This window comes from Streptomyces sp. NPDC043726 (assembly GCF_056436565.1).
Genome location: NZ_JBWKCI010000001.1, coordinates 720,429 through 746,506, shown reverse-complemented (window position 1 = coordinate 746,506; position 26,078 = coordinate 720,429). Strand labels below are relative to the sequence as shown.

Sequence of the window (26,078 nt, the reverse complement as noted above, 5' to 3'; positions counted from 1 at the left end):
CACCCGCGTTTCCGTCCCGAGCGCCTCTCAGCCCCTCTCAGCCCCGGACGTCCCGCCACGCGCCGACGATCCCGTCCGCCACGTCCTGCGCCCCCACCGGAGCCCCGTCCGCCGCGTACCGTCCGGCGAGCCCGTGCAGATAGGCGCCCACGCTGCCCGCGTCCCGCGCCGACAGGCCGGCGGCCAGCAGGGAGCCGGTCAGGCCCGACAGCACGTCACCGCTGCCCGCCGTGGCCAGCCAGGAGGTGCCGGTCGCGTTGACCCGTACCGCCGACACCCCGTCGGGGTCCGCCACCAGCGTCGTCGAGCCCTTCAGCAGCACGGTCGCCCGGTACCGCCCCGCCAGCTCCCGTACCGCCGTCAGCCGGGACCCCTCGACCTCCTCGCGCGCCACCCCGAGCAGCGCCGCCGCCTCCCCGGCGTGCGGGGTCATCAGGGTCGGGGCGGTCCGGGCCCGTACGGCGTCCCGGTCCGCGAGGCGCAGCCCGTCCGCGTCGACCAATACCGGTACGTCCGACTCCAGGACCTCCGCCACCGTCGCCGCGTCGTCCCCGGCGCCCGGGCCCACGACCCAGGCCTGGACCCGGCCCGCCTTCGCCGGGCCCCGGTCCGACACCAGGGTCTCGGGGAAGCGGGCGATCACCGCGTCCCCGGCCGGGCCGACGTACCGCACGGCTCCGGCGCCGCCGCGCAGCGCGCCCGCGACCGCCAGCACCGCCGCCCCCGGGTACCGCGCGGAACCCGCGGCGATGCCGACCACGCCCCGCCGGTACTTGTCGCTCTCGGCACCCGGCACCGGCAGCAGCCGCGCCACGTCCGCGTGCTGCAACGCCTCCAACTCGGCCTCGTCCGGCAGCTCCAGGCCGAGGTCGACGAGGCGGACGCTGCCGGCGTACTCCCGTGCCGGATCGACCAGCAGCCCCGGCTTGTGCGTGCCGAAGGTGACGGTGAGATCGGCGCGGATCGCGGTGCCCCGGACCTGGCCGGTGTCCACGTCGACGCCGCTCGGCAGGTCCACGGCGACCACGGCGGCCCGGGACCGCGCCACCGCCTCGGCGAGCGGCACCGCGTCCGGCCGCAGCCCGCCCTTGCCGCCGATCCCGACGATGCCGTCCACGACGAGGTCGGCCCGCTCGACGAGCGCGACGGCCGCGCCCTCGGTCGTCCTGCCGCCCGCCCTGCGCAGCGCCGCGAGGCCGCCCGCGTGCGCCTTCTCCGGTGCCAGCAGCACGGCCGTCACCCCCGCGCCCCTGCGGGCCAGCCGGGCGCCGGCGTACAGGGCGTCACCGCCGTTGTCGCCGCTGCCGACCAGCAGCACGACCCGGCTGCCGTACACCCGCCCGAGGAGGTCCGCGCAGGCCGCGGCGAGCCCCGCCGCCGCCCGCTGCATCAACGCCCCCTCCGGCAGCCGTGCCATCAGCTCCCGCTCAGCCGTCCTGACCGTCTCCACGCTGTACGCAGTACGCATGGGCCCGAGTCTCTCGCGCCCCCGGGCCGCACGCGACCAAGACGACCGACGGCACCGCGCTCTCCGCGCCCACCACGACCGGGGTCGTCGGACCGCTCACCCCTCCGCCACCACCACCGCCGAGGCCACGCCCGCGTCGTGACTGAGGGACACATGCCAGTTCCGTACGCCGAGTTCGGCCGCCCGCGCCGCCACCGTGCCCGTCACTCTCAGGCGCGGCCGGCCGCTGTCCTCGACGAAGACCTCCGCGTCCGTCCACAGCAGGCCGGCCGGGGCGCCCAGGGCCTTGGCCAGCGCCTCCTTCGCCGCGAACCGGGCCGCCAGCGACGCCACACCGCGCCGCTCCCCGCTCGGCAGCAGCAACTCGCTGTCCAGGAAGAGGCGTCGGGCCATTCCGGGCGTGCGCTCCAGCGATGCCGCGAACCGGTCGATCTCCGCCACGTCGATACCGACCCCGATGATGCTCATGCCGAGCACCCTACGGCCGGTGCGACGACGCCTGCGTACGTCCGAGTGACCCCGCCGCGTGCCACGCCCTTTGTGATCCGTCGCCGCGTTTGGCTGATCGCATGATCTGCTCGCGTATCGCATGTCGGGGTGGAGCGGTCCTGCTCGCCGCTGCCCTGGTGCTGCCGGTGGGGAGCGCCGCGGCCGTTCCGGCGCCGCCCGTTCCCGAGGGGAGCCTCGTACCGGGTGTGGCGCCGAAGTCGTGGGTCGTCGACACCCCCGACCAAGCTCTGCCGCCCGCCGTGTACACACCCGGCGCGCGGGAGGACGCCGTGGAGCCGAGGGACGCGGACGAGGGGGCGTACGACCTGGTCGAGTACGTGCCGCTCGGGGACGCCGTCGCGCGCGTGGCGTGCAGCAAGCAGACCGGGCCCTATCAACGGCAGGTGGAGCGGTGGCTGCGGCTCAAGGTGGACGGCAGGCAGTCCGCGGCCGACTGCCGGGCGATCCGGGCGTTCCAGGTCAAGCACAAGATCAAGCCCGCCATCGGGTTCGCCGGACCGGTGACCTGGGCCACCATGCAGCTCGTCGGCGCGCGCAAGAACCCCAACGCCGCCGGGAAGTGCCCGGTGCGGACGTACCGCGTCGCCTGCGTCGATCTCGGACGGCAGCTGACCTGGGTGCAGAAGGGCAGGAAGGTCGTGTACGGGCCCGTGCCCATGCGCAGCGGACGGGCCGGACACGGGACCCGGGCCGGCTGGCACAAGATCTACTGGCGGCACAAGAACCACGTGTCGACGCTGTACCACCAGCCCATGCCCTACTCCCAGTTCTTCAGCGGCGGCCAGGCCTTCCACGCCGTCTACGGCACGATTTACACCACCGTCGGCTCCATGGGCTGCGTCAACCTGCGCCTCGGGGACGCGAAGAAGCTGTGGAACGTGCTGAGGAAGGGGGACCGCGTGTACGTGTGGGGCCGCAGGCCCGGGAACTAGCACTCGACCGGGGTGTCGGACCCCTCTGAGACACTGGGGGCGCCATGACTGAAACAGCTGCTCTGCGGAGCTCGCCGCTGCGGGCCCGCGCCGAGATCGACCTGGCCGCCGTGCGGGCCAACGTGCGGGCCCTGCGCGCCTGCGCGCCGGGCGCGGCCCTGATGGCCGTCGTGAAGTCCGACGGGTACGGCCACGGCGCGCTGCCGTGCGCCCGCGCGGCCGTCGAGGCGGGCGCGAGCTGGCTGGGCACCGCCACGCCCGAGGAGGCCCTGGCGCTGCGGGCGGACGGACGGCTGCCGGACGACGTCCGGATCATGTGCTGGCTGTGGACCCTGGGCGGGCCCTGGCGCGAGGCGATCGAGGCCCGGATCGACGTGTCCGTGAGCGGGATGTGGGCCCTGCGGGAGGTCACCGCCGCCGCCCGCGCGGCCGGTCTTCCCGCGCGTGTGCAGCTCAAGGCCGACACCGGGCTCGGCCGCGGCGGCTGCCAGCCGGGCGACGACTGGACCGAGCTGGTCCGGGAGGCCCTCGTCGCGGAACGGGAGGGGCTCGTCCGGGTGACCGGGCTCTGGTCCCACTTCGCCTGCGCCGACGAACCCGGGCACCCCTCCATCGACGCCCAGCTCGCCCTGTTCCGGGAGATGGTCGCCCACGCCGAGGACCGGGGCGCACGCCCCGAGGTGCGGCACATCGCCAACTCACCGGCCACGCTGACCCGGCCGGACAGCCACTTCGACCTGGTGCGGACCGGGATCGCCGTCTACGGCATCTCGCCCAGCCCCGAGCTGGGCGCCCCCGCCGACTTCGGGCTGCGTCCGGTGATGACGCTGTCGGCGTCCATGGCCCTGGTCAAGCAGGTGCCCGGCGGCCACGGCGTCAGCTACGGCCACCGCTACACCACCGCCGGGGAGACCACCCTTGGACTCATCCCCGTCGGGTATGCGGACGGTGTCCCGCGGCACGCCTCCTCCGCCGGTCCGGTCCTGGTCGGCGGCAAGTGGCGGACGGTCGCGGGGCGGGTGGCGATGGACCAGTTCGTGGTGGACCTCGGCGGCGACGAGCCCGAGCCCGGTGAGCGGGCCGTGCTCTTCGGGCCCGGTGACGGCGGTGAACCCACCGCCGAGGACTGGGCGCAGGCCGCCGGCACCATCGCGTACGAAATCGTCACCCGGATCGGAACCCGTGTTCCCCGCGTCTATGTGAACGAGGGGCAGGCTGACGTCCGGCACTAGTCCGGCGAAGAGGAGCGGTACGTGAGCGAGAGCAGTGCGGAGGCCGTCGCGGCCGTCGCCTCCGCCGGCAACTGGCGCCGCGCGACCGGTATCGCGGGCGCCGCGATAGGCGTGGTCGCCGCCGGCGCCGCGGCCGGGGTCGCCATAGAGCGGCTCACCGTCGGCCGGGGGATGCGGCAGAAGGCCCGGCTCGCGCTCGACTCGGCGGGCCCCTACGGCTCGCTGCGCGGCATGCCCGGCAAGGCGGTCTCCGACGACGGCACCGAGCTCTACTACGAGGTCGACGACGTCGAGCCCGAGGGCGGCTCGGCCCCGCGCCGGCGCCGCCTCTTCGGCCGCAAGGCCCCGGCTCCGGTCACCGTCGTCTTCAGCCACGGCTACTGCCTCAGCCAGGACTCCTGGCACTTCCAGCGGGCGGCGCTGCGGGGTGTCGTACGGACCGTGCACTGGGACCAGCGCAGCCACGGCCGCTCGGCGCGCGGAGTGGCGCAGACCCGGGACGGGGTGCCGGTCGACATCGACCAGCTCGGCGAGGATCTGAAGGCCGTCATCGACGCGGCCGTGCCGGAGGGGCCGATCGTGCTCGTCGGGCACTCCATGGGCGGGATGACCGTCATGGCGCTGGCCGACCGGTACCCCGAGCTGATCCGGGACCGAGTCGTCGCCGTCGCCCTTGTGGGTACGTCCTCGGGCAAGCTCGGCGAGGTCAACTTCGGGCTGCCCGTCGCGGGTGTCAACGCGGTACGGCGGGTGCTGCCGGGCGTGCTGAAGGCGCTCGGGCAGCGGGCCGAGCTGGTGGAGAAGGGGCGCCGGGCCACCGCCGACCTGTTCGCCGGGATCATCAAGCGGTACTCCTTCGCCTCCCGGGACGTCGATCCGGCGGTGGCGCGGTTCGCCGAGCGGATGATCGAGGCCACGCCGATCGACGTGGTCGCCGAGTACTACCCGGCCTTCGCCGACCACGACAAGACCGAGGCGCTCGCCCACTTCACGGAGCTGCCGGTGCTGGTGCTGGCCGGGGTCAAGGACCTGGTCACCCCGAGCGAGCACAGCGAGGCGATCGCCGATCTGCTGCCCGACGCCGAACTGGTGCTCGTGCCGGACGCCGGGCATCTGGTCATGCTGGAACACCCGGAAGTGGTCACCGACCGTCTCGCCGACCTCCTCACCCGCGCGGGGGCGGTGCCCGCGGGCGCTACCGTGGGTGGCTATGGAAGCAGCACCGCACAACCAGGCTGAGACCGAGCTGACCGTCACCTCCCCCGAGCAGATGCGCGAGCTCGGCCGCCGTCTCGCCAAGCTGCTGCGCGCCGGTGACCTCGTGATGCTCAGCGGGGAGCTCGGCGCGGGCAAGACGACGCTGACCCGGGGGCTCGGCGAGGGGCTCGGGGTCCGGGGCGCCGTCACCTCGCCGACCTTCGTGATCGCCCGCGTGCACCCGTCCCTCGGCGAGGGCCCGCCGCTGGTCCACGTCGACGCCTACCGCCTCGGCGGCGGGCTCGACGAGATGGAGGACCTGGACCTCGACGTCTCGCTGCCGGAGTCGGTGATCGTCGTGGAGTGGGGCGAGGGCAAGGTCGAGGAGCTGACCGACGACCGGCTCCAGATCGTCATCCACCGGGCCGTCGGCGACACGACGGACGAGGTGCGGCACGTGACGGTGACCGGACTCGGGGAGCGCTGGGCGGAGGCGGGTCTCGCGGCCCTGACCGCTTAGGGGAGCCCCGGGGGCCTGAGACCTCCATGAACATTCCGACAAGACGTCGGCAAGATATTGCGTTCGCCGTCCCGGGCGTGGTCACATGGTACCCAGCCCGTAGTTAGGTGTACCTAACTACGCCCGCCCCCGGCTCCCAGGAGGCGAACCATGCCGGTCACGGAACGGGACGCGACGCAGCCGCGTCCGTCGTCCGGAGTGTCCATGCGCGACCTGCTGGCGTCGTGCGCCGCGGCCAGCGCCGTGTCGACACCGCCGCGCGCCCCGGAACCGCGGGCGCCGCAGGCACCCGTGCAGGAACGCAGAGCGGCGTAGCCCTCAGCAGGAACGCGGAGCGGCCCTCAGCGGATCACGACGACCCGCTGTCCGATCGTCGCGAACTCCCACATCGCGTCGCCGTCCGCCCGGGACTCGCGGATGCCGCCGGTGCGGGCGGGGGCGTCGGCGGACGGCAGCGAGTCGTCCACGGCCGCGCTGAAGCCGATGACCACGCCCTGCACGCTGGTGAAGCGGACCACGTGCTCGATCGGGACGCCGTCCGTTCCGGTGACCCTGTTCGAGCGGGACGTGACCGCGTAGGCGCCCGGCGCCGGGTCGACCGTGCCGGGGGTGACCTTGAAGGTGCGCTTCACCCTGTCGCCCGCCCCGACCAGCCACACCCGGTCGTCGTCCACCGAGTACACGACCCGTTCACCCTTGCCGGACCCCGAAGGCAGGGCGGTGGGGTGCTTCCTGTCGCGGGGCGCCTTGGCGGCGGCCGCCACACGCGCGCTGTCCGTGTCCGGTGTGCCGAGTGCGGCCGGGACGGTCACCCTGGCCTGGTAGCCGAGGAATCCGACGGTCAGGAGGGCCGCCGTGGTGAGCCCGGCCACGATTCCGGAGCTGCTGCCTGCCACCGTCGCCCACCTCTTCGTCGTACGTCGTGATTCCCGGCGACCGTAGCAGCGTGCACCGGGGCGGCCGTGCCTTGGCGCGAGGAGCCGTAGGCTGTTTGCGTGCTCTTGCTCGCTCTGGATACCGCCACCCCCGCCGTCACCGTCGCGCTGCACGACGGAACGGACGTCATCGCCTCCTCCAGCCAGGTCGACGCCCGCCGTCACGGCGAGCTGCTGCTGCCGGCCGTCGACCGGGTGCTCGCCGAGGCGGGACTGAAGCTCGACGCCGTCACCGGGATCGTCGTGGGGACCGGGCCCGGTCCGTACACCGGGCTGCGCGTCGGTCTGATGACCGCCGACACCTTCGGGCTCGCGCTGGGCGTCCCCGTGCACGGTGTGTGCACCCTCGACGGCCTCGCCTACGCGACCGACCTCGACAAGGGCCCCTTCGTCGTGGCGACCGACGCCCGGCGCAAGGAGGTCTACTGGGCGACGTACGCCGACTCCCGCACCCGGCTGACCGACCCGGCGGTCGACCGGCCCGCCGACATTGCCGAGCGCGTCGCGGGGATGCCGGCCGTGGGGGCCGGGGCGCTGCTGTACCCCGACACCTTCCCGGCCGCCCACGAGCCCGAGCACGTCTCCGCCGCGGCCCTGGCCGCGCTGGCCGCCGAGCGGCTCGCCGCGGGCGAGGAGCTGCCGGCTCCCCGGCCGCTGTACCTGCGCCGGCCCGACGCCCAGGTCCCCAAGAACTACAAGGTGGTCACCCCCAAGTGACAGCGGTGCTGCGCGAGATGCGCTGGTGGGACATCGACCGGGTACTGGAGCTGGAGAAGGACCTCTTCCCCGAGGACGCCTGGTCCCGGGGGATGTTCTGGTCCGAGCTGGCCCACGCGCGCGGCCCGGAGGCGACCCGGCGGTACGTCGTCGCCGAGGACGGCGACCGGATCGTCGGCTACGCGGGACTCGCGGCCTCCGGAGACCTCGCCGACATCCAGACCATCGCCGCCGCCCGCGACCACTGGGGCACCGGCCTCGGCGGAGTGCTGCTCACCGAGCTGCTGCGGGCGGCCACGACCTTCGAGTGCGCCGAAGTGATGCTGGAGTGCCGGGTCGACAACGTCCGCGCCCAGAAGCTGTACGAGCGCTTCGGCTTCGAGGCCATCGGCTTCCGGCGCGGCTACTACCAGCCGGGCAATGTGGACGCCCTCGTGATGCGCCTGACAGACCCATCAACCTCCGTACAAGGAACCGAGATCCATGGCTGACGAACCCCTGGTCCTGGGGATCGAGACCTCCTGCGACGAGACCGGCGTCGGCATCGTGCGCGGGACGACCCTGCTGGCCGACGCGATCGCGTCCAGCGTCGACGAGCACGCCCGCTTCGGCGGGGTGGTGCCCGAGGTCGCCTCCCGGGCGCACCTGGAGGCGATGGTGCCGACCATCGACCGCGCGCTGAAGGAGGCCGGCGTCACGGCCCGGGACCTGGACGGGATCGCCGTGACCGCGGGGCCCGGCCTGGCCGGCGCCCTGCTCGTCGGCGTCTCGGCGGCCAAGGCGTACGCCTACGCGCTCGGCAAGCCGCTCTACGGCGTGAACCACCTCGCCTCGCACATCTGCGTGGACCAGCTGGAGCACGGGCCCCTGCCCGAGCCGACGATGGCGCTGCTGGTCTCCGGCGGGCACTCCTCCCTGCTGCTGTCGGGCGACATCACCTCCGACGTCCGTCCCATGGGCGCGACCATCGACGACGCGGCGGGCGAGGCCTTCGACAAGATCGCCCGGGTGCTGAACCTGGGCTTCCCGGGCGGCCCGGTCATCGACCGGTACGCCAAGGAGGGCGACCCGAACGCGATTCCGTTCCCGCGCGGGCTCACCGGGCCGCGCGATCCGGCGTACGACTTCTCCTTCTCCGGTCTGAAGACGGCCGTGGCCCGCTGGATCGAGGCCAGGCGGGCGGCGGGGGAGGAGGTGCCGGTGCGGGACGTGGCGGCCTCCTTCCAGGAGGCGGTCGTGGACGTGCTGACCCGCAAGGCCGTGCGGGCCTGCAAGGACGAGGGCGTCGACCACCTGATGATCGGCGGCGGGGTGGCCGCCAACTCCCGGCTGCGGGAGCTGGCCCGGCACCGCTGCGAGGCCGCCGGTATCCAGCTGCGGGTGCCGCGTCCGAAGCTATGCACGGACAACGGCGCGATGGTCGCCGCGCTGGGCGCGGAGATGGTCGCCCGGAACCGGGCCGCGTCGAGCTGGGACCTGTCGGCCGACTCCTCGCTGCCGGTGACCGACCCGCACGTCCCCGGGCACGACCATGTGCACCAGGTCAGCAAGGAGAACCTCTACCCGTGACAGTCGCGCTGATGTGGGAGGCGCGGGCGGAGCCCGGGCGGGGCGAGGAGCTGCTGGCCTGGGTCGCCGAGCAGCGGCTCGCCTCGCGGCCGCTGCGCCGGGAGACCTTCCGGGCCCCGCGCGACCGGGTGCTGGTGATCACCTGGTGGGACGCCGACCTGGACGCCGAACTGCCGGAACTGCCCGAGCCGGACGGTCAGTTGGTCACCCGGGCGGTCCATCGCTGGCGGTTCGAGTCGGTGGCGGAGAGCAGCCGGGACCGCTCCGGGTCGTGACCGCGCCGGAGGGTCCTGCCGTCGCGGCGCTCCCAGTCGGCGGCCGGACCGGCCTGGCCCAGCCAGGCCGGCGCGAGCCGGAGCGGGAACAGGGCCGCCACGGGATCCCGGGCGAGTGCCGTGCCCAGGGTCCCGGCCCCCGTCACGGCGAACAGCCACGGGTTGAGGGGACGCCGGAGCAGGGAGGACTCGGCGGGCGGCTCGTCCCCCGGGCTCAGGACACCTCCGCCTCGCACACCAGCCGTCGGTCCGGGCCGAGCGCCCGCACCGGGCCGGAGAGAGTCAGCCGTGCCGTGTGCAGCACCTCCGCGCTGGATGTTCCCAACCGCAGTTCCAGCAGGCCGGGTTCGACCACCTTCGCATGTGAACGATCGGTGAAGGCCGAGAGATCGGGGTGGAAGCGGAAGCTCACCCGCCGGGCCTCGCCGGGGGCCAGTTCCAGCCGCTGGTAGCCGATCAGCCGGATGTCCGGCCGGGTCACCGAGGCCACCGGATCGTGCAGATACAGCTGCACGACCTCCGCGCCCGCGCGGTCACCGGTGTTGCGGACGGTCACGGCCATCTCGTACGAGCCGTCCGTGCCGATCTCCGCGTCCGCCGCGTCGGACTCCCAGGCGAAGCTGGTGTACGAGCGGCCGTGGCCGAAGGCGTACAGCGGGGTCGGGTCGAGGTTGCTGACCTCGCCCGCGAGGCCCAGTGGCGGCTGGAGATACGTCCACGGCTGGCCGCCGGGCGCCCGGGGGACGCTCACCGGGAGGCGTCCCGACGGGTTCACCCGGCCCGACAGCACTCCCGCGACCGCCGGGCCGCCCTCCTCGCCCGGGAAGAAGGCCTGCACGACCGCGCCCAGGCGGCCCTGCCAGCGGCCGAGCGCGTAGGGGCGGCCGGTGAGCAGCACCAGCACCACCGGGACGCCGGTCGCCACCAGCGCGTCCAGCAACTCGCCCTGTACGCCCGGCAGTTCCAGGTCCGCCACATCACAGCCCTCGCCCGAGGTGCCGCGCCCGAACAGGCCCGCCCGGTCGCCCAGCACGGCCAGGCACACGTCCGCCTCGGACGCCCGGGCCACCGCCTCCTCCAGGCCCCCGGTGTCGGGGTCCGAGACCCCGCAGCCCTCGGCGAACGTGACCTTCGCGTCGGGCAGTTCGGTGCGCAGCGCCTCCAGCAGCGACGGGATCTCGATGCCCATCGGGACGTCCGGGTGGTGGGTGAGGACATGCGAGGGGAAGGAGTAGCAGCCCAGCATCGCCAGGGCGTCCGCGGCGCGCGGGCCCACGACCGCGATCCGGGTGTCCGGGGCCAGCGGCAGCACCCCGTCGGGGTTGTCCAGCAGCACCACCGACTCCTCCGCGAGGCGCCGGGCCAGGGCGCGGCCCTCGGTGGAGTCCAGGTCGACGCGCTCGGCCGGCTCCGGGTCCCAGTCCTCGTCCAGCAGGCCCAGTTCGCACTTCTGGAGCAGCACGCGGCGCGCCGCCCGGTCCACCAGCTCCTCCGGGACCTCGCCCGCCCGGACGGCGTCCACGAGGGGCTTGCCGTAGCACTTCAGGGTGGGCAGCTCCACGTCGATGCCGGCCCGGAGCGCCGCGTGCGCCGCCTCGGCGTCGGTGCCCGCCACGCGGTGCAGGGACTGGAGGAAGCCGATGCCGAAGTAGTCCGCGACGACCGTGCCGGTGAACCCCCACTGCTCCCGCAGGAGTTCGGTGAGCAGCCCGGGGTCGGCCGAGGCGGGCACGCCGTCCGTCTCGGTGTACGCGGCCATCACACTGCGCGCCCCGCCCTCGCGCAGCGCCATCTCGAACGGCGGCAGGGTCACATCGGCGAACTCGCGCACGCCCGCGCGCACGGGAGCGAGATTGCGGGCGCCGGCGGAGGAGGCGTACCCGGCGAAGTGCTTGAGCGTGGCGATCACCCCGGCGGACTCCAGGCCCCGCACATAGGCGGTGCCGATGGTGCCGGTCAGATAGGGGTCCTCGCCGATGGTCTCCTCCACCCGCCCCCAGCGCGGATCGCGTACGACGTCCAGGACGGGCGCGAGCCCCTGGTGGACGCCGACCGAGCGCAGGTCCCGGCCGATCCGGCGGGCCATCTCCGCCACCAGCGGCGGGTCGAAGCTCGCCCCCCAGGCCAGCGGCACCGGATAGGCGGTGGCCCGCCAGGCGGTGAACCCGGCCAGGCACTCCTCGTGCGCGAGGGCCGGGATGCCGAACCGTCCGGCGGCGGCGATCCGGCGCTGGGCGCGGGCCAGGGCCTGGGCGCCCAGCGCCGGGTCCACGGGCGCGGTGCCGAAGGGGCGGGTGAGCTGGCCGAGGCCGTGGGTGATCAGCTCGTCCCAGTCGTACTCGGCGGTCATCTCGCGTTGCAGCGGGGCGACTCCGTCCCCGTCGGTGCTGGCGCCCACCCACACGCCGTAGAGCTGGGCGGTCTTCTCCTGAAGGGTCATCCGGGAGAGCAGGTCGTCGACGCGGGCGGAGGCGGGCAGGGCGGGGTCGCGCCAGGGGGCGGTGGTCATGGAACTCCTGTCGGGCGGTGGCCTCTCGCGAAGGAACGTGACTTCTCGTGACCTCTCGCGAAGGAAACGTACGACCTCTCGCGAATGTTTCGTTGTTCACCTCGAATGTTCCGGGAACCTAGGGGCGGCGAGAAGGGTTCGTCAAGAGGGGGCGCAGGGATACGATCGCCGCCATGACACCCTCCGAGCCCGCTGAAACCCGGACGACAACCCGCGCGACAGGTCGGTCCGCGCAGACCGCGACGCTCGCCGAGATCGCCCGGGAGGCCGGCGTCTCGGCGCCGACTGTTTCGAAGGTCCTGAACGGCAGAGCCGACGTCGCCCCCGCCACCCGCAGCCGCGTCGAGGAGCTGCTGCGCGCCCACGGCTACCGGCGCCGCCGCGCCGAGGCGAGCCGCTCACCCCTGATCGACCTGGTCTTCCACGAGCTGGAGAGCGCGTGGGCGATGGAGGTCATCCGGGGCGTGGAGAACGTGGCCCGGGACGCCGGACTCAGCGTGGTGCTCAGCGAGAGCGCGGGGCGGCTCACGCCCGGCCGCACCTGGGCCGACCAGGTCGCCGCCCGCCGTCCGTACGGCGTGATCCTGGTGCTCTCCGGGCTGGACGAGTCCCAGCGCGCGCTGCTCACCAGCCGCTCCATCCCGTTCGTGGTGATGGACCCGGCCGGCGACCCGGGCGCCGACGTGCCGTCCATCGGCGCCACCAACTGGCAGGGCGGGCTCGCCGCCACCCGGCATCTGGTCGAGCTCGGGCACACCCGGATCGGCGCCATCACCGGACCCTCGCGGATGATGTGCAGCCGCGCCCGGATCGACGGCTACCGGGCCGCCCTGGAGACGGCCGGCCTGCCGGTCGACCCCGCCCTTATCCGGCCCGGCGACTTCCACCACGAGACCGGCTACCGGGAAGGCCTGGAGCTGCTGCGCGGCCCGGACCGGCCCACCGCCGTCTTCGCGGGCAACGACCTCCAGGCGCTCGGCCTGTACGAGGCCGCGCGCGAGCTGGGCCTGCGCATCCCGGAGGACCTGAGTGTCGTCGGCTTCGACGATCTGCCGGTCGCGCGCTGGGTGGGGCCGCCGCTGACGACCGTACGGCAGCCGCTGACCGAGATGGCCGAGGCCGCCGCCAAGCTGGTGCTGGACCTCGCCAAGCAGGACGGGGACCCGGCCGCGACCAGGGTCGAGCTGGCCACGAGCCTGGTGGTGCGCAGCAGTACCGGAGTGCCGCCCGCTGTTTGACGGGACGTGTATTGACGGGTGTTCCGCGCGGCCTCCACACTGCCCGAAGCCAGTCGGTTGTACGACCGAAACTTTCGGAGGCACCCGCAATGAGATCTCTGAGAACGGGCTCCACCCTGGCTTCACTCCTGACGGGCGTCGCACTGCTCGGAGGGCTGCTGGTCACGGCGCCCGCCGCGCAGGCCGCCGACACCCCCCTGCGCGATCTCGCCGACGCCAAGGGCAAGGTGATCGGCACCGCCGTCACCGGCTCCAAACTCACCGGCACCTACGGCGAGATCGCCGCCCGCGAGTTCAACGCGCTCACCCCCGGCAACGCCATGAAGTGGGGCTCGGTCGAGCCCACCCGGGGCAGCTTCGACTGGGCCGAGGCCGACCAGATCGTGAACTTCGCCGAGGCGAGCGGCCAGCAGGTGCGCGGCCACACTTTGGTCTGGCACAGCCAGAACCCGGGCTGGCTGACGAACGGCACCTGGACCGCGGCCCAGTTGCGCCAGCTCATGACCGACCACATCGCCACCGAGGTCGGCCGCTACAAAGGGCGCCTGGCCACCTGGGACGTGGTGAACGAGCCGTTCAACGAGGACGGCACCTACCGGCAGACCCTCTGGTACAACGGCCTCGGCGCCGACTACATCGCCGAGGCGCTCACCGCGGCGCGCGCGGCCGACCCGAGCGCCAAGCTGTACATCAACGACTACAACGTCGAGGGCGTCAACGCGAAGTCCACGGCCCTGTACAACCTGGTCCGGGATCTGAAGGCGCGCGGTGTCCCGATCGACGGCGTCGGACTGCAGGCCCACCTGATCCTCGGTCAGGTGCCCGCCACGCTCCAGCAGAACATCCAGCGCTTCGCCGACCTCGGCGTCGACGTGGCGATCACCGAGCTGGACATCCGGGTGAACCTCCCCGCGGACAGCGCCGAACTCGCCCAGCAGGCCGCCGAGTACCGGCAGGTGGTCGGCGCCTGCGTGGCCGTCGCCCGCTGCGTCGGCGTCACCGTGTGGGGCTTCGCCGACTCCGACTCCTGGATCCCGGACACCTTCCCGGGCCAGGGCGCGGCGACGCCGTACGACGAGAACTTCGCGCCGAAACCGGCGTACTACGCCATCGCCGAGGCCCTCGGCGGTACGACCACCCCGCCGACGGGCGCCTGCACGGCGACGTACAGCGTGCTGAACCAGTGGAACTCCGGGTTCACCGGGCAGGTGCGGATCGCCTGCGACGGGGCCGCCCTGTCGTCCTGGAGGGTCAACTGGGCGTACGGCGCGGGGCAGCGGATCACGCAGGCCTGGAACGCGACCTGCACCCAGAGCGGCACGGCCGTCAGCTGTTCCAACGCCTCCTACAACGGCACCGTGCCGAGCGGCGGTTCGGTGACCTTCGGGTTCAACGGGTCGTGGAGCGGGAGCAATCCGGTGCCGGTGGTGACCCTGGGCTGAGAAGTCTGAGAATTTCCCAAGAAAACGGTCCCCGAAGCGCTCGCCGTAATAATTCGGACTTACGTTCCTGTCCGTGAGCGGAGACGAGACGAACGGGGACGCGGGCAGACGAGTGGGCCGGCGGTCGAGAGCGCTGAAGATCGCCGGCCTCACCCTGGCGGGCGTGCTGGTGCTGGCAGCCGGGGCGGCGGGCTGGATGTACTGGCAGCTCAACGACAACATCACCAGCGTCGACATCGACAGCGCGCTCGGCGACAACCGGCCCGCGAAGCCGACACCGTCGGCGACCTCGACGGCCGAGGAACTGCCCACGGAGGCGCTGAACATCCTGGTCCTCGGCTCCGACTCGCGCGACGGCGCGGAGAACCAGGCCCTCGGCGGCGGCGACAGCGGCGGCGCGCGCTCCGACACGGCGATGGTGGTCCACCTGGACGCCGGCCGGTCCGAGGCCACGGTGGTGAGCATCCCGCGCGACACCCTGGTCACCCGTCCGTCCTGCCCGCTGGAGGACGGCGAGTCGACCGAGGTCGCGTACAGCGCCATGTTCAACAGCGCCTACTCGGTGGGCGGGCCGGTGTGCGCGGTCAAGACGGTCGAGTCGATGACGGACGTCCGCATGGACCACTACATCGAGATCGACTTCGCGGGCTTCGCCAAGCTGGTGGACGCGCTCGGCGGGGTCACCGTCACCACCGAGGAGGACATCGACGACGAGGACAGCCACCTCACCCTGGAGGCCGGCACCCACCATCTCGACGGCGAGCAGGCCCTCGCCCTCGCCCGCACCCGGCACGGCATAGGCGACGGCAGCGACCTGGGGCGGATAGGTCTCCAGCAGCAGCTGGTGAAGGCGCTGCTGACGCAGATCTCCGCGACGAACCTGCTCACCGACCCCGCCAAGCTGTACCGGGTCGCCGACGCCGTCACCGGCAGCCTCACCACGGACACCGGCCTGGACTCCCTGACCGAGCTGACCCGCCTCGGCCAGAGTCTGAGAAGCCTCTCGGCGGACTCCGCGACCACGGTGACCATGCCCGTCGTGCCGGCGCCCTCGGACGCCAACCGGGTGGTGGCCGAGGAGCCGGAGGCGGGCGAGTTGTGGGATTCGCTGCGCTGAAAAGATCTTGGAATTATTTTTGGCGGACCTGTCGATCCGGGTGTCTCCCGTTCGACGCATGGGTGAGAGGCCGGGAACGACCCGGCCCGTGAGACTCGAGGAGTCACCATGCCCCGCTACCTGTCGCTGGTCCGGATCGACGAGAACGCCGCCGCCGAGGGCCCCAGCCCCGAGCTGATGCAGCGCATGGGCGAACTGATCGAGGAGATGACGAAGGCCGGGGTGCTGCTCGACACCGCCGGGCTCACCCCCACCGCCCAGGGCACCCGCGTGCACTACAGCGGCGGGGAGATCTCCGTCACCGACGGTCCGTTCACCGAGTCCAAGGAGGTCATCGGCGGCTACGCGCTGGTGCAGGCCAAGGACAAGGCCGAGGCGATCGAGTGGACCAAGCGGTTCCTGAAGGTCCACGAGCCGCACTGGACGGTCACCTGCGAGGTGCGGGAGATCGCCGAGGGCTGACCTTGGCGGGACGGCCGGTGGGGTGTCTGATGGTGGGTTGTGACAGCACAGCCCACCGCCGACCCGCGCGGTGCCATCGAGACGGTCTTCCGCATCGAGTTCCCCCGCGTCGTCGCCGCCGTCACCCGGATCGTCCGTGACGTCGGCATCGCCGAGGAACTGGCCCAGGACGCGCTGGTGGCGGCCCTGGAGCGGTGGCCCCGGGACGGGGTGCCCGACAACCCCGGTGCCTGGCTGACGGCGACCGCCAAGCACCGCGCCGTGGACCTGGTCCGGCGGCGCGAGAACTACGCGCGCAAGCTGGCCGAGATCGGCCGGGACCTGCCGGAGACGGCCGAGCCGGAGGAGGTCGCCGATCCCGACGACATCGACGACGACCTGCTGCGACTGGTCTTCACCGCCTGCCACCCGGTCCTGTCCACCGAGGCCCGCACCGCCCTCACCCTGCGCCTCCTCGGCGGCCTGACCACGGCCGAGATCGCCCGCGCCTTCCTGGTCCCCGAACCCACCGTCGCCCAGCGCATCGTCCGCGCCAAACGCACCCTCGCCACAAAGAACGTCGCCTTCGAGGTCCCCTACGGCCCCGACCGCGAGGCCCGCCTCGGCTCGGTCCTGGACGTCATCTACCTGATCTTCAACGAGGGTTACGCCGCCACCGCCGGCGACGACTATCTGCGCCCCGCCCTGTGCGAGGACGCCCTGCGCCTGGCCCGAGTGCTCTGCGCGCTGATGCCGAAGGAGCCCGAAGTCCACGGCCTCACCGCCCTGCTGGAGTTCCAGGCCTCCCGCACCGCCGCCCGCACCGGACCGGACGGCGCGCCGGTCCTGCTCAGGGACCAGAACCGCGGCCGCTGGAACCGCATGCTCATCGCCCGCGGCATCAAGGCCCTGGGCCAGGCACACGCCACCGGCGCCCCCGGCCCGTACGCCCTCCAGGCGGCCATCGCCGCCTGCCACGCGCAGGCGTACACCTACGAGGAGACCGACTGGAAGTCCATCGCCACCCTCTACGCCCTGCTCGCCGCCCGCGCCCCCTCCCCGGTCGTCGAACTCAACCGGGCCGTGGCGGTGTCGATGGCCGAGGGCCCCGCGCCCGCCCTGGCCCTCGTCGACGCCCTCACCGGCGAACCCGCCCTGCGCGACTACCACTTGCTCCCGAGCGTCCGCGGAGACCTGCTCCAGCGCATCGGCCGTACGGCTGAGGCGCGGGCGGAGTTCGAGCGGGCGGCGGCGCTGACGCGCAACGAACGGGAACGGGAGCTGCTGGAGCGCCGGGCGGCGGAGTGCCTTTAGGCGGAGGGCGGTTGGGCCGTGCGCAGGTCGGCCGGGTGCCCGATGAGCATGGTCGGCGCCCCGGCCACCCGGGTCAAGAACACCGTCGCCGAGTTCGGCCCCTGCGGCTTGACCTTCTTGCGCAGTTCCTCCGGCTCGACGGCCGACCCGCGCTTCTTGACGGTGAGGACGCCGACCTCGCGCTCGCGGAGGAGGGCCTTCAACTTCTTCAGGTTGAAGGGGAGCCGGTCGGTGATCTCATAGGCGGTGGCGTACGGGGTGGCACGCAGCTCGTCGGCGGTGACATAGGCGATGGTCGGGTCGATCAGCCCGCCCGCCAGGTCCTCGGCCACCTCGGCGACCAGGTGGGCCCGGATGACGGCGCCGTCGGGCTCGTACAGGTAACGCCCGACGGGCCGGACCGCGGGGTCGGGCAGGCCCCGGCCCAGGAGGGTGCGCGGGCCGGGGAGCAGGGTCGCCCTGACCCCTGACCCGGTCCCGAACCACAGCACCGCCTCCTTCACGTCCCCGCCGTCCGAGATCCACTCGGCCTCCGCGCCCTCGGGAACGGCCTCGTGCGGGATGCCGGGCGCCAGCTTCAGGGCGGCGTGCGGGGCCCTGACGGCGGCCTGGACGGCCCAGGACAGCGGCGGCGAATAGGCCTCGGGGTCGAAGATGCGGCCCCGGCCGCCGCGCCGCGCCGGATCGACGAACACGGCGTCGTAGCCGGCGGTGTCGACCTCCGTCACGTCCGCCTCGCGCACCTCGATCAGCCCGGCGAGCCCGAGCGCGTCGGCGTTGGCGCGGGCGGCGGCCGCCGTCAGCGGGTCCCGGTCCACGGCCAGCACCCGGATCCCGGCCCGCGCCAGCGCGACGGCGTCCCCGCCGATCCCGCAGCACAGGTCGGCGACGGAGGTGACCCCCAGCTCGCGCAGGCGCCCGGCCCGGTAGGCCGCCACGCTCGCCCGCGTCGACTGCTCCACGCCGTTGGGCGTGAAGAACATCCGCCGGGCGTCCTCGGCGCCGAACTTCGCCTCCGCCCGCTGCCGCAGCCGGGCCTGGCCGAGCGCGGCCGAGACCAGTTCCGCGGGATGGTCCCGGCGCAACCGGGTGGCGACCGCGAGCTCGTCGGCGAGGGCGGTGCCGCGCACTTCGTCGAGGAGGGCGCGGCCCTCGGGGGTGAGGAGGGGGGCGAGGTCGTTCACCGGGTCATTGTGGGCCAGTCGGTGGATGGTGCGCCCGCGGCGGCGGTGTCGGCCCGGGGGCGGGACGGGGGCCTGGGAGGATCCGGGCCCATGCGAGTAGTAGTACAAAAGGATAAAAATCGGTCCGCTCGAAGGCTGCGGATGCGTGGCGGAATCGCCGTGCTCGCCGTCGCCGCCATCGCCTCGGGGTGCGCCCAGGGCGAGAACTCCAGTGGCTCACCGGCCCGCCCGGCCCCCGGCCGGCAGCCCCCGCTGGCGCCGCCGGCCCGGGCCCTGGACTCCTACGCCACCAAGCTGCGCGCCTCCGCCGCGGCAAGGGCCGCAGCCGCGAAGCGCTGGGGCCTGGCCAGGGTCCCGCTGACCGCCCCGGCGCCGCCCGCGAAGAAGCCGAGGATCACCACCCGCAAGGGCTTCGAGGTCGACGGCCACGCCGAGCGGAACCTCCCGCCGGTCTTCACCACGGTCCCCACCGAGCGGAAGATCGTCTTCCTGACCATCGACGACGGCGCCGAGAAGGACCCGGCCTTCCTGCGCATGATGACCGAGCTGAACATCCCGTACACGGCCTTCCTCAGCGACTACCTGGTCAAGGAGGACTACGGCTACTTCAAGCGGATGCAGCGCTCCGGGGTGGGCCTGAACAACCACACCCTCCACCACCCGTACCTGCCGGGGCTGTCGTACGCCCGCCAGAAGCGCGAGATCTGCGGCATGCAGGAGGTGATCGAGAAGCGGTACGGCAAGCGGCCCGTCCTCTTCCGGCCGCCCTTCGGGAGCTACAACGAGGACACCCTGGTCGCCGCCAAGGCCTGCGGCATCACCCACGCGCCGCTGTGGAACGAGGAGGTCTTCGTCGACCGCTGGGAGTACCGCGAGTGGGACCGGGACATCCATCCGGGTGACATCGTGCTCAGCCACTTCCGGGGCAGGGAGCAGTGGAAGGGCACGATGCCCGACATGATCCGCCGATTCCTCGACAGGATCACCGCCGAGGGGTACGCGGTGGCCCGTCTCGAGGACTACCTGTGAGGCCGCGGGGCCTGCTGGCCGGGGCGGTGGCGGCCGTACTCCTGGCGGGCTGCGCCCAGGCCGCGGGTCCCTCGGACCGGCCGCCCCTGCGGGCGCCCGGGGCCGCCCTCCCGCCGGTCGTGCACCGGATCCCGACCGACGACAAGGTCGTCTTCCTCACCTACGACGACGGCGCCGAACAGGACCCCCGCTTCATCGACCTGGTCCGTGAACTGCGGCTCCCGGTCGGGATGTTCCTCACGGACAGCGTGGCCGGCCCGGGCTACGCCCACTTCGCGCGGCTGCGGTCGGTGGGCGCCTCCATCCAGAACCACACCCTCGACCACACGGCCCTGCGCGGACTGCCCTACGGCGGCCAGCGCGCGGAGATCTGCGGCCAGCAGGACAAGCTCCGCGCCCGCTTCGGCGTCCGCCCTCGCCTCTTCCGGCCCCCGCACGGCACGTACGACACGACCACGCTCCGCGCGGCGGGCGACTGCGGGATCTCGGCGGTGGTCCTGTGGCGCGCGGCGATGGGCGGCGACGGCGTCCTGACGTACACCCGCGGCCCGCGCCGTCTGAACCCCGGCGACATCGTCTCCGTCCCGTCGGACGATCCGACCGGCCTGCCGCTGGTGACCCGCACCCGGCTGCTCCTCGGGGAACTCGGGAGGCGGGGACTGAGGGTGGGGAAGCTGGAGGATTACCTGTGAGCATCGGACGCGATTAGCAGTCCGCTTGACCGAGTGCTAATCGCGGTCATAGTCTCGGCTCTGGCACTCCCCACTGGAGAGTGCCAACTACGCGACGGGCAGGTCCGGCACCCGCGACGACGGATCCACCTGGTCGCCACCTCAGACAGTTAACCCCGTGAGATCTCCGAAGGGGGAGGTCGGATCGTGACGACCACCAGCTCCAAGGTTGCCATCAAGCCGCTCGAGGACCGCATCGTGGTCCAGCCGCTCGACGCCGAGCAGACCACCGCCTCTGGCCTGGTCATCCCGGACACCGCCAAGGAGAAGCCCCAGGAGGGCGTCATCCTGGCCGTGGGCCCGGGTCGCTTCGAGAACGGCGAGCGTCTTCCGCTCGACGTGAAGGTCGGCGACATCGTGCTGTACAGCAAGTACGGCGGCACCGAGGTGAAGTACAACGGCGAGGAGTACCTCGTCCTCTCGTCCCGCGACGTGCTCGCGATCATCGAGAAGTAAGTCACCCCGAAGCAACTGCTTTGAGCTGCGCCCCTGGCCCCCGCGACCATTAACAAGCCGGGCGCCCGGGGCGCAGTGTCTTTTTTAACCCACAGATTCCGAGAGGGCTCCCGCTGTCATGGCGAAGATCCTGAAGTTCGACGAGGACGCCCGTCGCGCCCTCGAGCGCGGCGTCAACAAGCTGGCCGACACGGTGAAGGTGACGATCGGCCCCAAGGGCCGCAACGTCGTCATCGACAAGAAGTTCGGCGCGCCCACCATCACCAACGACGGTGTCACGATCGCCCGCGAGGTCGAGATCGAGGACCCGTACGAGAACCTCGGCGCCCAGCTGGTGAAGGAGGTGGCGACCAAGACCAACGACATCGCGGGTGACGGCACCACCACCGCCACCGTGCTCGCCCAGGCGCTGGTGCGTGAGGGCCTGAAGAACGTCGCCGCGGGTGCCTCCCCGGCCGCCCTGAAGAAGGGCATCGACGCCGCCGTCGCCGCCGTCTCCGAGGACCTGCTCGCCTCGGCCCGCCCGATCGACGAGAAGTCCGACATCGCCGCGGTCGCCGCGCTGTCCGCCCAGGACCAGCAGGTCGGCGAGCTCATCGCCGAGGCGATGGACAAGGTCGGCAAGGACGGTGTCATCACCGTCGAGGAGTCCAACACCTTCGGTCTGGAGCTGGACTTCACCGAGGGCATGGCCTTCGACAAGGGCTACCTGTCGCCGTACTTCGTGACGGACCAGGAGCGCATGGAGGCCGTCCTGGAGGACCCCTACATCCTCATCAACCAGGGCAAGATCTCCTCCATCCAGGACCTGCTGCCGCTGCTGGAGAAGGTCATCCAGGCCGGTGCCTCCAAGCCGCTGCTGATCATCGCCGAGGACGTCGAGGGCGAGGCCCTGTCGACCCTGGTGGTCAACAAGATCCGCGGCACCTTCAACGCGGTCGCGGTCAAGGCCCCCGGCTTCGGTGACCGCCGCAAGGCGATGCTCCAGGACATGGCCGTCCTCACCGGCGCCACGGTCATCTCCGAGGAGGTCGGCCTCAAGCTCGACCAGGCCGGTCTGGACGTGCTGGGCTCCGCCCGCCGCGTGACGATCTCCAAGGACGACACGACGATCGTCGACGGCGCCGGCAACTCCGAGGACGTCGTGGGCCGCGTCGGCCAGATCAAGGCCGAGATCGAGAACACGGACTCCGACTGGGACCGCGAGAAGCTCCAGGAGCGCCTCGCGAAGCTGGCCGGCGGCGTGTGCGTGATCAAGGTCGGCGCCGCCACCGAGGTGGAGCTGAAGGAGAAGAAGCACCGTCTGGAGGACGCCATCTCCGCGACCCGCGCCGCGGTCGAGGAGGGCATCGTCTCCGGTGGTGGCTCCGCTCTGGTCCACGCCGTCAAGGTCCTCGAGGGCAACCTCGACAAGACCGGCGACGAGGCCACCGGTGTCGCGGTCGTCCGCAAGGCCGCCGTCGAGCCGCTGCGCTGGATCGCCGAGAACGCCGGCCTGGAGGGTTACGTCATCACCTCCAAGGTCGCCGAGCTCGACAAGGGCCAGGGCTTCAACGCCGCCACCGGCGAGTACGGCGACCTGGTCAAGGCCGGCGTCATCGACCCGGTGAAGGTCACCCGCTCCGCCCTGGAGAACGCCGCCTCCATCGCCTCCCTCCTGCTGACGACCGAGACCCTGGTCGTCGAGAAGAAGGAAGAGGAGCCGGCCGAGGCGGGCCACGGCCACGGTCACGGCCACTCCCACTGACGCACGTCAGCACCGAGGCCCGGCACCCCGCTCCGAGGGGGGTGCCGGGCCTTCGGCTGTCCTGCCCCTTGGCGGACGGAGTCGGCGAGGGCTGCTGGTGCCCCCTTCTGGTCCGCGCCCAACCCCGCCTCCACTGCTGAAACGGATCTACTGCTCCAGGTCGTCCAGCGCCCCCAGTTGCTCCATCAGCCCCAGCCGGTCGTACTGCCACCAGGCCTCGGCGATCTTTCCGTCCGGGGTGCAGCGGTGGACGGTGGTTCCGGTCATGGAGACCTGTCTGCCGGTGGCCGCGATGCCCATGAAGTCACCCTTGTGCCGGCCGTTCCAGGTCCAGCGGGTGCACACCCGGTCGCCCTGGGCCATCTGGTCCTCGACGGTGAACGAGAAGTCGAAGCCGCCGCGCCACATCCCCACCTCGCGCCGGATCGCGTCCAGCCCGATGTTGTCCTGCGGGTTGGCGGGATCGTGGTCGTGGTAGTCCTCGATGAGCACGTCGTTGAACGTGGGCGGGTCGCCCGGCCCGGCCAGCTCCTCGAAGAACCGCCGCGCGGTCGCCGCGTACAACTGCTCGTCACGCACCACGTCCAGGTCCGTGAACGTCGGCATCTCGTCGCAGAGGGCGATCATCTCCTGGAAGACCTTGTCGGTCTCCGGGAGATTCGAGTTCCGCATCGCCTCCTCGTACGACGGGAACTCCACGATCTCGATGAAGTGCGACGCGTCGGACCGGTCCTTGCCGATCACACTGTGCGTCGCGGTGCGCTTCCCCTTGGTCTGCTCGACCCACGTGTCCATCAGCCGGTTCATCTCGTCGAACCGGCTCGTCCTGCAGTCGATGAGCTGTACGAACGTCATGGCGTCGCCTCCGTCCCCCGAGGGTCCGGTCGAACAGCTCCATTCTCCTACTGCGGCCCGTACTTGCGACCCGTCCGCGAGGTGATCCCGCCGAGCATCCGGCGCGGGACGACCTTGGTGACGCCCATCAGCACCTTGTACCGGGGGTCCGGGATCGACAGGGTCTTGCCGCGCGCCAGGTCGGCCAGGGCGGCGGCGACCAGCTTGTCGGCATCCAGCCACATCCAGCCCGGGATGTTGTCGGTGCCCATCCCGGCCCGCTCGTGGAACTCGGTGCGCACGAAGCCGGGGCACAGCGCCATCAGCCGTACGCCGCTGCCCGCCAGGTCCCTCGCCGCGCCCTGCGTGAACTGCACGACCCACGCCTTGGAGGCACCGTACGTCCCGCGCGGGACGAAGGCGGCGACCGAGGCGACGTTGACCACCCCGCCCCGGCCGCGCTCGCGCATCGCCTCCGTCGCGGCGGACGTCAGCCGCAGCACCGCCTCGCAGTGCACCTTGAGCATCTTCAGCTCGTCGGCCATGGAGACGTCGAGATAGCGGCCCTTGTTGCCGAAGCCGGCGTTGTTGATCAGCAGGTCGACGGGGTTGCGCCGGTCGGAGAGCCGGGCGGTCACCGCCTCGATCCCCTCGTCCGTGGCCAGGTCGGCCGTCAGCACCTCCGCCTCGATGCCGTGCCGGTCGTGCAACTCGGTCGCCTGCTCGCGCAGCCGCTTGGTGTCCCGCGCGACCAGGACGAGGTTGTGCCCGTCGGCGGCGAGCCGCCGCGCGAACGCGGCGCCGATGCCCGCGGTCGATCCCGTGATGAGAGCCGTTGTCATGGCGCAAGATTAGTTACCCGGACCGGCCGGATCCGCTCTCCGCCCCGCTCCTGCCCAGGACCCACCCACCTCACCGACGGACGGCAGCTCAGATGCCGTGCTGGGCCACGTACTTCCGCGCCGCCGCCAGCGACTCCGGATGCAGCGCCTCGCCCGCCGCCAGCAGCCGCGGCAGCAGTTGGCGCTCGATGGTCACCGCCCGGAACTGGAGCGCCACCGTCACCTCGTGGTCCGGCCGGTGCAGGATCTCGATCGCGTCCCCCGCCCGCACCTCACCGGGCTCGATCACCCGCAGATACGCCCCCGGCGCCCCCTTCGCGGTGAACCGCTTCACCCACCGCTCCTCACCCAGATGGCCCTGGAACGTACGGCACGGGATCCGCCCGCACGTCACCTCCAGCACCACCTCGGGCCCGACCCGCCAGCGCTCGCCGATCAGGGCGCCGGAGACGTCGACGCCGAGCGTCGTGAGGTTCTCCCCGAAGGAGCCGGCCGTCAGCGACCGCCCCAACTCCCGCTCCCAGTCGTCCAGGTCCTCGCGCGCCACCGCGTACACGGCCTGGTCGTCACCGCCGTGATGGCGCGTGTCGCAGACCTCGTCCCCGGCCAGACCGCTCGCCCCTATGCCCTTCGCCCCGGGCGCCGCCACCCGCACGGCCGCGTCGGTCGGCCGCTTGTCGATCCCGGTCACACCCTCGGGATGGTCCGTGTAGGGGACGTGCGTGCGGCGGCCCAGGTTCACAGAGAGAAGCTTCATGGCAGCACGGTAGGCGAGGCCGATCAAAGCGTCACGGCATTATTCGGCGCCGTATCAAAGGTTCGCTTATTCTTGTGGCGTGATCGAGGCCCGACATCTCCGCGTGCTGCGTGCCGTCGCCGCCACCGGCTCCTTCTCCGCGGCGGGGCGCGAACTGGGCTGCACCCAGCCCGCCGTCAGCCAGCAGATGAAGGCGCTGGAAACGTCCGTCGGCACGCCCCTGCTGATCCGCAGCGGCCGCGAGATGCGGCTGACCCAGGCCGGCGAGGCGCTCGTGCGGCACGCGTCCGGCATCCTCGCCGGGCTCACCGCCGCCGAGGAGGAGGTCGCCGCCATCGCGGGCCTGCGCGCCGGACGGGTCCGCCTGGTCTCCTTCCCCAGCGGCAGCTCCACCCTGGTCCCGACCGCCCTCGCCGCCCTGCGCGCCGCCCACCCCGGCACCCGGGTCTCCCTGGAGGAGGCCGAGCCGCCCAGGTCCGTGGAACTGCTCCGCGAGGGCGACTGCGACCTGGCCCTCGCCTTCCGCTACGAGGGCGCGGCCCAGGAGGGCGAGTGGGACGACCTCGTCGTACGCCCCCTGCTCAGCGACCGCCTCGTCGCGCTCGTCCCCGAGCGGCACCGGCTCGCGCGGGCGAAGTCCGTGGCGATCGGCGAACTCGCCGCCGAGCCCTGGATCGCCGGATGCCCGCGCTGCCGCGGCCAGTTGGTCGAGGTGTGCGAGGGTGCCGGCTTCACCCCCCGCATCGACTTCGCCACCGACGACTACCCGGCGGTGGTGGGCCTGGTCGGCGCCGGTCTGGGCGTGGCGGTCCTGCCTCAGCTCGCGGTCGAGTCGGTACGGCCGCGCGGGGCACGCACGGTGGCGCTGGAACCGGCGGTACGACGGGAGATCGTCGCCCTCACCCTGCCCGACCTCGCCCAGGTGCCGGCGGTGACCGCGACGCTGGAGCAGCTGGCGCGGGCGGCGAGCCGTCAAGTGGCGGACTCCCAGGGGGAGTCGGGGGAGTCGGGGCACCCGGGGCGGTCGGCGGCCAAGAAGTAAGGGCACGCGTGCGCGTGCCCTTGAATTGAAGAAACGTTAC

Annotated in this window: 28 protein-coding genes; 19 read left to right on the top strand and 9 right to left on the bottom strand. The window is 72.6% G+C overall.

Going from position 1 to position 26,078, the window contains the following annotated elements; all coding sequences use genetic code 11:
• Nucleotides 1-37: 37 nt before the first annotated feature.
• Together AC068Z_RS03395 and AC068Z_RS03390 are read right to left on the bottom strand one after the other, a co-directional pair.
• A complete protein-coding gene (locus tag AC068Z_RS03395; protein WP_478551836.1) occupies nucleotides 38-1,468 on the bottom strand; it encodes an NAD(P)H-hydrate dehydratase in 1,431 nt (476 codons plus the stop codon).
• Between the two features lie 96 nt (nucleotides 1,469-1,564).
• On the bottom strand, nucleotides 1,565-1,936 hold the full coding sequence (locus AC068Z_RS03390) for a holo-ACP synthase (RefSeq protein WP_451730636.1): 372 nt from the start codon (nucleotides 1,934-1,936) through the stop codon (nucleotides 1,565-1,567).
• A 101-nt stretch (nucleotides 1,937-2,037) separates the two neighbouring features.
• Here AC068Z_RS03390 and AC068Z_RS03385 point away from each other — a divergent pair, with 101 nt between their 5' ends.
• The 5 genes from AC068Z_RS03385 to AC068Z_RS03365 all read left to right on the top strand — a co-directional run bounded on the left by AC068Z_RS03385 (nucleotide 2,038) and on the right by AC068Z_RS03365 (nucleotide 6,174).
• Nucleotides 2,038-2,910, top strand: a complete 873-nt coding sequence (locus tag AC068Z_RS03385; protein WP_478551834.1) for a L,D-transpeptidase family protein — start codon at nucleotides 2,038-2,040, stop codon at nucleotides 2,908-2,910.
• A 44-nt stretch (nucleotides 2,911-2,954) separates the two neighbouring features.
• Nucleotides 2,955-4,142, top strand: a complete 1,188-nt coding sequence (gene alr / locus AC068Z_RS03380) for an alanine racemase (RefSeq protein ID WP_478551832.1) — start codon at nucleotides 2,955-2,957, stop codon at nucleotides 4,140-4,142.
• A gap of 21 nt (nucleotides 4,143-4,163) precedes the next feature.
• Nucleotides 4,164-5,381 (top strand): alpha/beta fold hydrolase, encoded by a 1,218-nt coding sequence (locus AC068Z_RS03375; protein WP_478551830.1) that lies wholly within the window; start codon nucleotides 4,164-4,166, stop codon nucleotides 5,379-5,381.
• Nucleotides 5,353-5,859, top strand: coding sequence for a tRNA (adenosine(37)-N6)-threonylcarbamoyltransferase complex ATPase subunit type 1 TsaE (tsaE, locus tag AC068Z_RS03370; RefSeq protein WP_478551829.1), 507 nt, complete (start codon nucleotides 5,353-5,355; stop codon nucleotides 5,857-5,859). Before AC068Z_RS03375 ends, tsaE begins: the two co-directional genes overlap by 29 nt.
• A 150-nt stretch (nucleotides 5,860-6,009) precedes the next feature.
• Entirely contained in the window at nucleotides 6,010-6,174 is a 165-nt protein-coding gene (locus AC068Z_RS03365; RefSeq protein WP_478551827.1) for a hypothetical protein, read from the top strand.
• 26 nt (nucleotides 6,175-6,200) lie between these two features.
• Here the strand turns inward: AC068Z_RS03365 and AC068Z_RS03360 are convergent, their stop codons facing one another.
• Nucleotides 6,201-6,755, bottom strand: coding sequence for a hypothetical protein (locus AC068Z_RS03360; protein ID WP_478551826.1), 555 nt, complete (start codon nucleotides 6,753-6,755; stop codon nucleotides 6,201-6,203).
• A gap of 99 nt (nucleotides 6,756-6,854) precedes the next feature.
• Between AC068Z_RS03360 and tsaB the strand changes: the two genes are divergently transcribed.
• From tsaB to AC068Z_RS03340, 4 genes are read left to right on the top strand one after another with little or no spacing between them, the layout of a single operon-like run.
• Nucleotides 6,855-7,511 carry a tRNA (adenosine(37)-N6)-threonylcarbamoyltransferase complex dimerization subunit type 1 TsaB gene (gene tsaB / locus AC068Z_RS03355; RefSeq protein WP_478551824.1) on the top strand — a complete coding sequence of 219 codons (657 nt, stop codon included), beginning with the start codon at nucleotides 6,855-6,857 and terminating at the stop codon, nucleotides 7,509-7,511.
• A gap of 17 nt (nucleotides 7,512-7,528) precedes the next feature.
• Entirely contained in the window at nucleotides 7,529-8,002 is a 474-nt protein-coding gene (gene rimI, locus AC068Z_RS03350) for a ribosomal protein S18-alanine N-acetyltransferase (protein WP_478552280.1), read from the top strand.
• Complete coding sequence (gene tsaD, locus AC068Z_RS03345) at nucleotides 7,995-9,080, top strand: tRNA (adenosine(37)-N6)-threonylcarbamoyltransferase complex transferase subunit TsaD (protein ID WP_478551823.1); 1,086 nt, start codon at nucleotides 7,995-7,997, stop codon at nucleotides 9,078-9,080. Before rimI ends, tsaD begins: the two co-directional genes overlap by 8 nt.
• A complete protein-coding gene (locus AC068Z_RS03340; protein WP_478551821.1) occupies nucleotides 9,077-9,355 on the top strand; it encodes a hypothetical protein in 279 nt (92 codons plus the stop codon). Before tsaD ends, AC068Z_RS03340 begins: the two co-directional genes overlap by 4 nt.
• Here AC068Z_RS03340 and AC068Z_RS03335 read toward each other — a convergent pair.
• Nucleotides 9,277-9,591 (bottom strand): hypothetical protein, encoded by a 315-nt coding sequence (locus tag AC068Z_RS03335; protein ID WP_478551819.1) that lies wholly within the window; start codon nucleotides 9,589-9,591, stop codon nucleotides 9,277-9,279. The genes AC068Z_RS03340 and AC068Z_RS03335 overlap by 79 nt on opposite strands.
• The gene (locus AC068Z_RS03330; RefSeq protein WP_478551817.1) at nucleotides 9,570-11,864 is read right to left on the bottom strand and encodes a beta-xylosidase/alpha-l-arabinosidase; all 2,295 of its coding nucleotides are present in this window, start codon (nucleotides 11,862-11,864) and stop codon (nucleotides 9,570-9,572) included. Before AC068Z_RS03330 ends, AC068Z_RS03335 begins: the two co-directional genes overlap by 22 nt.
• A gap of 173 nt (nucleotides 11,865-12,037) precedes the next feature.
• Here AC068Z_RS03330 and AC068Z_RS03325 point away from each other — a divergent pair, with 173 nt between their 5' ends.
• The 5 genes from AC068Z_RS03325 (at nucleotide 12,038) to AC068Z_RS03305 (ending at nucleotide 17,416) form a co-directional block, all read left to right on the top strand.
• Nucleotides 12,038-13,102 carry a LacI family DNA-binding transcriptional regulator gene (locus tag AC068Z_RS03325; RefSeq protein ID WP_478551815.1) on the top strand — a complete coding sequence of 355 codons (1,065 nt, stop codon included), beginning with the start codon at nucleotides 12,038-12,040 and terminating at the stop codon, nucleotides 13,100-13,102.
• Nucleotides 13,103-13,191: 89 nt separating this feature from the next.
• Nucleotides 13,192-14,544, top strand: a complete 1,353-nt coding sequence (locus tag AC068Z_RS03320) for an endo-1,4-beta-xylanase (protein ID WP_478551813.1) — start codon at nucleotides 13,192-13,194, stop codon at nucleotides 14,542-14,544.
• A gap of 73 nt (nucleotides 14,545-14,617) precedes the next feature.
• Nucleotides 14,618-15,661 (top strand): LCP family protein, encoded by a 1,044-nt coding sequence (locus AC068Z_RS03315; RefSeq protein WP_478551812.1) that lies wholly within the window; start codon nucleotides 14,618-14,620, stop codon nucleotides 15,659-15,661.
• 108 nt (nucleotides 15,662-15,769) lie between these two features.
• Nucleotides 15,770-16,123, top strand: a complete 354-nt coding sequence (locus AC068Z_RS03310; RefSeq protein WP_478551810.1) for a YciI family protein — start codon at nucleotides 15,770-15,772, stop codon at nucleotides 16,121-16,123.
• A gap of 39 nt (nucleotides 16,124-16,162) precedes the next feature.
• Nucleotides 16,163-17,416, top strand: a complete 1,254-nt coding sequence (locus AC068Z_RS03305; RefSeq protein ID WP_478551809.1) for an RNA polymerase sigma factor — start codon at nucleotides 16,163-16,165, stop codon at nucleotides 17,414-17,416.
• Here the strand turns inward: AC068Z_RS03305 and AC068Z_RS03300 are convergent.
• Nucleotides 17,413-18,600 carry a THUMP-like domain-containing protein gene (locus AC068Z_RS03300; RefSeq protein WP_478551807.1) on the bottom strand — a complete coding sequence of 396 codons (1,188 nt, stop codon included), beginning with the start codon at nucleotides 18,598-18,600 and terminating at the stop codon, nucleotides 17,413-17,415. The genes AC068Z_RS03305 and AC068Z_RS03300 overlap by 4 nt on opposite strands.
• Before the next feature lie 141 nt (nucleotides 18,601-18,741).
• Between AC068Z_RS03300 and AC068Z_RS03295 the strand changes: the two genes are divergently transcribed.
• The 4 genes from AC068Z_RS03295 to groL all read left to right on the top strand — a co-directional run bounded on the left by AC068Z_RS03295 (nucleotide 18,742) and on the right by groL (nucleotide 22,563).
• A complete protein-coding gene (locus tag AC068Z_RS03295; RefSeq protein WP_478551806.1) occupies nucleotides 18,742-19,629 on the top strand; it encodes a polysaccharide deacetylase family protein in 888 nt (295 codons plus the stop codon).
• Nucleotides 19,626-20,321 (top strand): polysaccharide deacetylase family protein, encoded by a 696-nt coding sequence (locus tag AC068Z_RS03290; protein WP_478551804.1) that lies wholly within the window; start codon nucleotides 19,626-19,628, stop codon nucleotides 20,319-20,321. The genes AC068Z_RS03295 and AC068Z_RS03290 overlap by 4 nt, the downstream gene beginning before the upstream one ends.
• Nucleotides 20,322-20,507: 186 nt before the next feature.
• The gene (gene groES / locus AC068Z_RS03285; protein ID WP_190072550.1) at nucleotides 20,508-20,816 is read left to right on the top strand and encodes a co-chaperone GroES; all 309 of its coding nucleotides are present in this window, start codon (nucleotides 20,508-20,510) and stop codon (nucleotides 20,814-20,816) included.
• A 118-nt stretch (nucleotides 20,817-20,934) separates the two neighbouring features.
• Nucleotides 20,935-22,563: a chaperonin GroEL gene (gene groL / locus AC068Z_RS03280; protein WP_478551801.1), complete on the top strand. Its 1,629-nt coding sequence runs from the start codon at nucleotides 20,935-20,937 to the stop codon at nucleotides 22,561-22,563.
• Between the two features lie 147 nt (nucleotides 22,564-22,710).
• Here the strand turns inward: groL and AC068Z_RS03275 are convergent, their stop codons facing one another.
• The 3 genes from AC068Z_RS03275 to AC068Z_RS03265 form a co-directional block, all read right to left on the bottom strand.
• Nucleotides 22,711-23,418 (bottom strand): ester cyclase, encoded by a 708-nt coding sequence (locus AC068Z_RS03275; RefSeq protein ID WP_478551800.1) that lies wholly within the window; start codon nucleotides 23,416-23,418, stop codon nucleotides 22,711-22,713.
• A gap of 47 nt (nucleotides 23,419-23,465) precedes the next feature.
• A complete protein-coding gene (locus AC068Z_RS03270; RefSeq protein ID WP_478551798.1) occupies nucleotides 23,466-24,239 on the bottom strand; it encodes an SDR family NAD(P)-dependent oxidoreductase in 774 nt (257 codons plus the stop codon).
• 88 nt (nucleotides 24,240-24,327) lie between these two features.
• Entirely contained in the window at nucleotides 24,328-24,996 is a 669-nt protein-coding gene (locus AC068Z_RS03265; protein ID WP_478551796.1) for an MOSC domain-containing protein, read from the bottom strand.
• A 79-nt stretch (nucleotides 24,997-25,075) separates the two neighbouring features.
• On the opposite strand from AC068Z_RS03265, the gene AC068Z_RS03260 reads away from it, so the two are divergent.
• Nucleotides 25,076-26,038, top strand: a complete 963-nt coding sequence (locus AC068Z_RS03260) for a LysR family transcriptional regulator (RefSeq protein ID WP_478551794.1) — start codon at nucleotides 25,076-25,078, stop codon at nucleotides 26,036-26,038.
• Nucleotides 26,039-26,078 lie beyond the last annotated feature (40 nt).

Coding starts and splice junctions, on each gene's coding strand:
- AC068Z_RS03395 (WP_478551836.1), bottom strand. CDS start 1,468: ATGCGTACTGCGTACAGCGTGGAGACGGTCAGGACGGCTGAGCGGGAG.
- AC068Z_RS03390 (WP_451730636.1), bottom strand. CDS start 1,936: ATGAGCATCATCGGGGTCGGTATCGACGTGGCGGAGATCGACCGGTTC.
- AC068Z_RS03385 (WP_478551834.1), top strand. CDS start 2,038: ATGATCTGCTCGCGTATCGCATGTCGGGGTGGAGCGGTCCTGCTCGCC.
- alr (WP_478551832.1), top strand. CDS start 2,955: ATGACTGAAACAGCTGCTCTGCGGAGCTCGCCGCTGCGGGCCCGCGCC.
- tsaE (WP_478551829.1), top strand. CDS start 5,353: ATGGAAGCAGCACCGCACAACCAGGCTGAGACCGAGCTGACCGTCACC.
- AC068Z_RS03365 (WP_478551827.1), top strand. CDS start 6,010: ATGCCGGTCACGGAACGGGACGCGACGCAGCCGCGTCCGTCGTCCGGA.
- rimI (WP_478552280.1), top strand. CDS start 7,529: ATGCGCTGGTGGGACATCGACCGGGTACTGGAGCTGGAGAAGGACCTC.
- tsaD (WP_478551823.1), top strand. CDS start 7,995: ATGGCTGACGAACCCCTGGTCCTGGGGATCGAGACCTCCTGCGACGAG.
- AC068Z_RS03330 (WP_478551817.1), bottom strand. CDS start 11,864: ATGACCACCGCCCCCTGGCGCGACCCCGCCCTGCCCGCCTCCGCCCGC.
- AC068Z_RS03325 (WP_478551815.1), top strand. CDS start 12,038: ATGACACCCTCCGAGCCCGCTGAAACCCGGACGACAACCCGCGCGACA.
- AC068Z_RS03320 (WP_478551813.1), top strand. CDS start 13,192: ATGAGATCTCTGAGAACGGGCTCCACCCTGGCTTCACTCCTGACGGGC.
- AC068Z_RS03310 (WP_478551810.1), top strand. CDS start 15,770: ATGCCCCGCTACCTGTCGCTGGTCCGGATCGACGAGAACGCCGCCGCC.
- AC068Z_RS03295 (WP_478551806.1), top strand. CDS start 18,742: ATGCGTGGCGGAATCGCCGTGCTCGCCGTCGCCGCCATCGCCTCGGGG.
- groL (WP_478551801.1), top strand. CDS start 20,935: ATGGCGAAGATCCTGAAGTTCGACGAGGACGCCCGTCGCGCCCTCGAG.
- AC068Z_RS03275 (WP_478551800.1), bottom strand. CDS start 23,418: ATGACGTTCGTACAGCTCATCGACTGCAGGACGAGCCGGTTCGACGAG.
- AC068Z_RS03270 (WP_478551798.1), bottom strand. CDS start 24,239: ATGACAACGGCTCTCATCACGGGATCGACCGCGGGCATCGGCGCCGCG.
- AC068Z_RS03265 (WP_478551796.1), bottom strand. CDS start 24,996: ATGAAGCTTCTCTCTGTGAACCTGGGCCGCCGCACGCACGTCCCCTAC.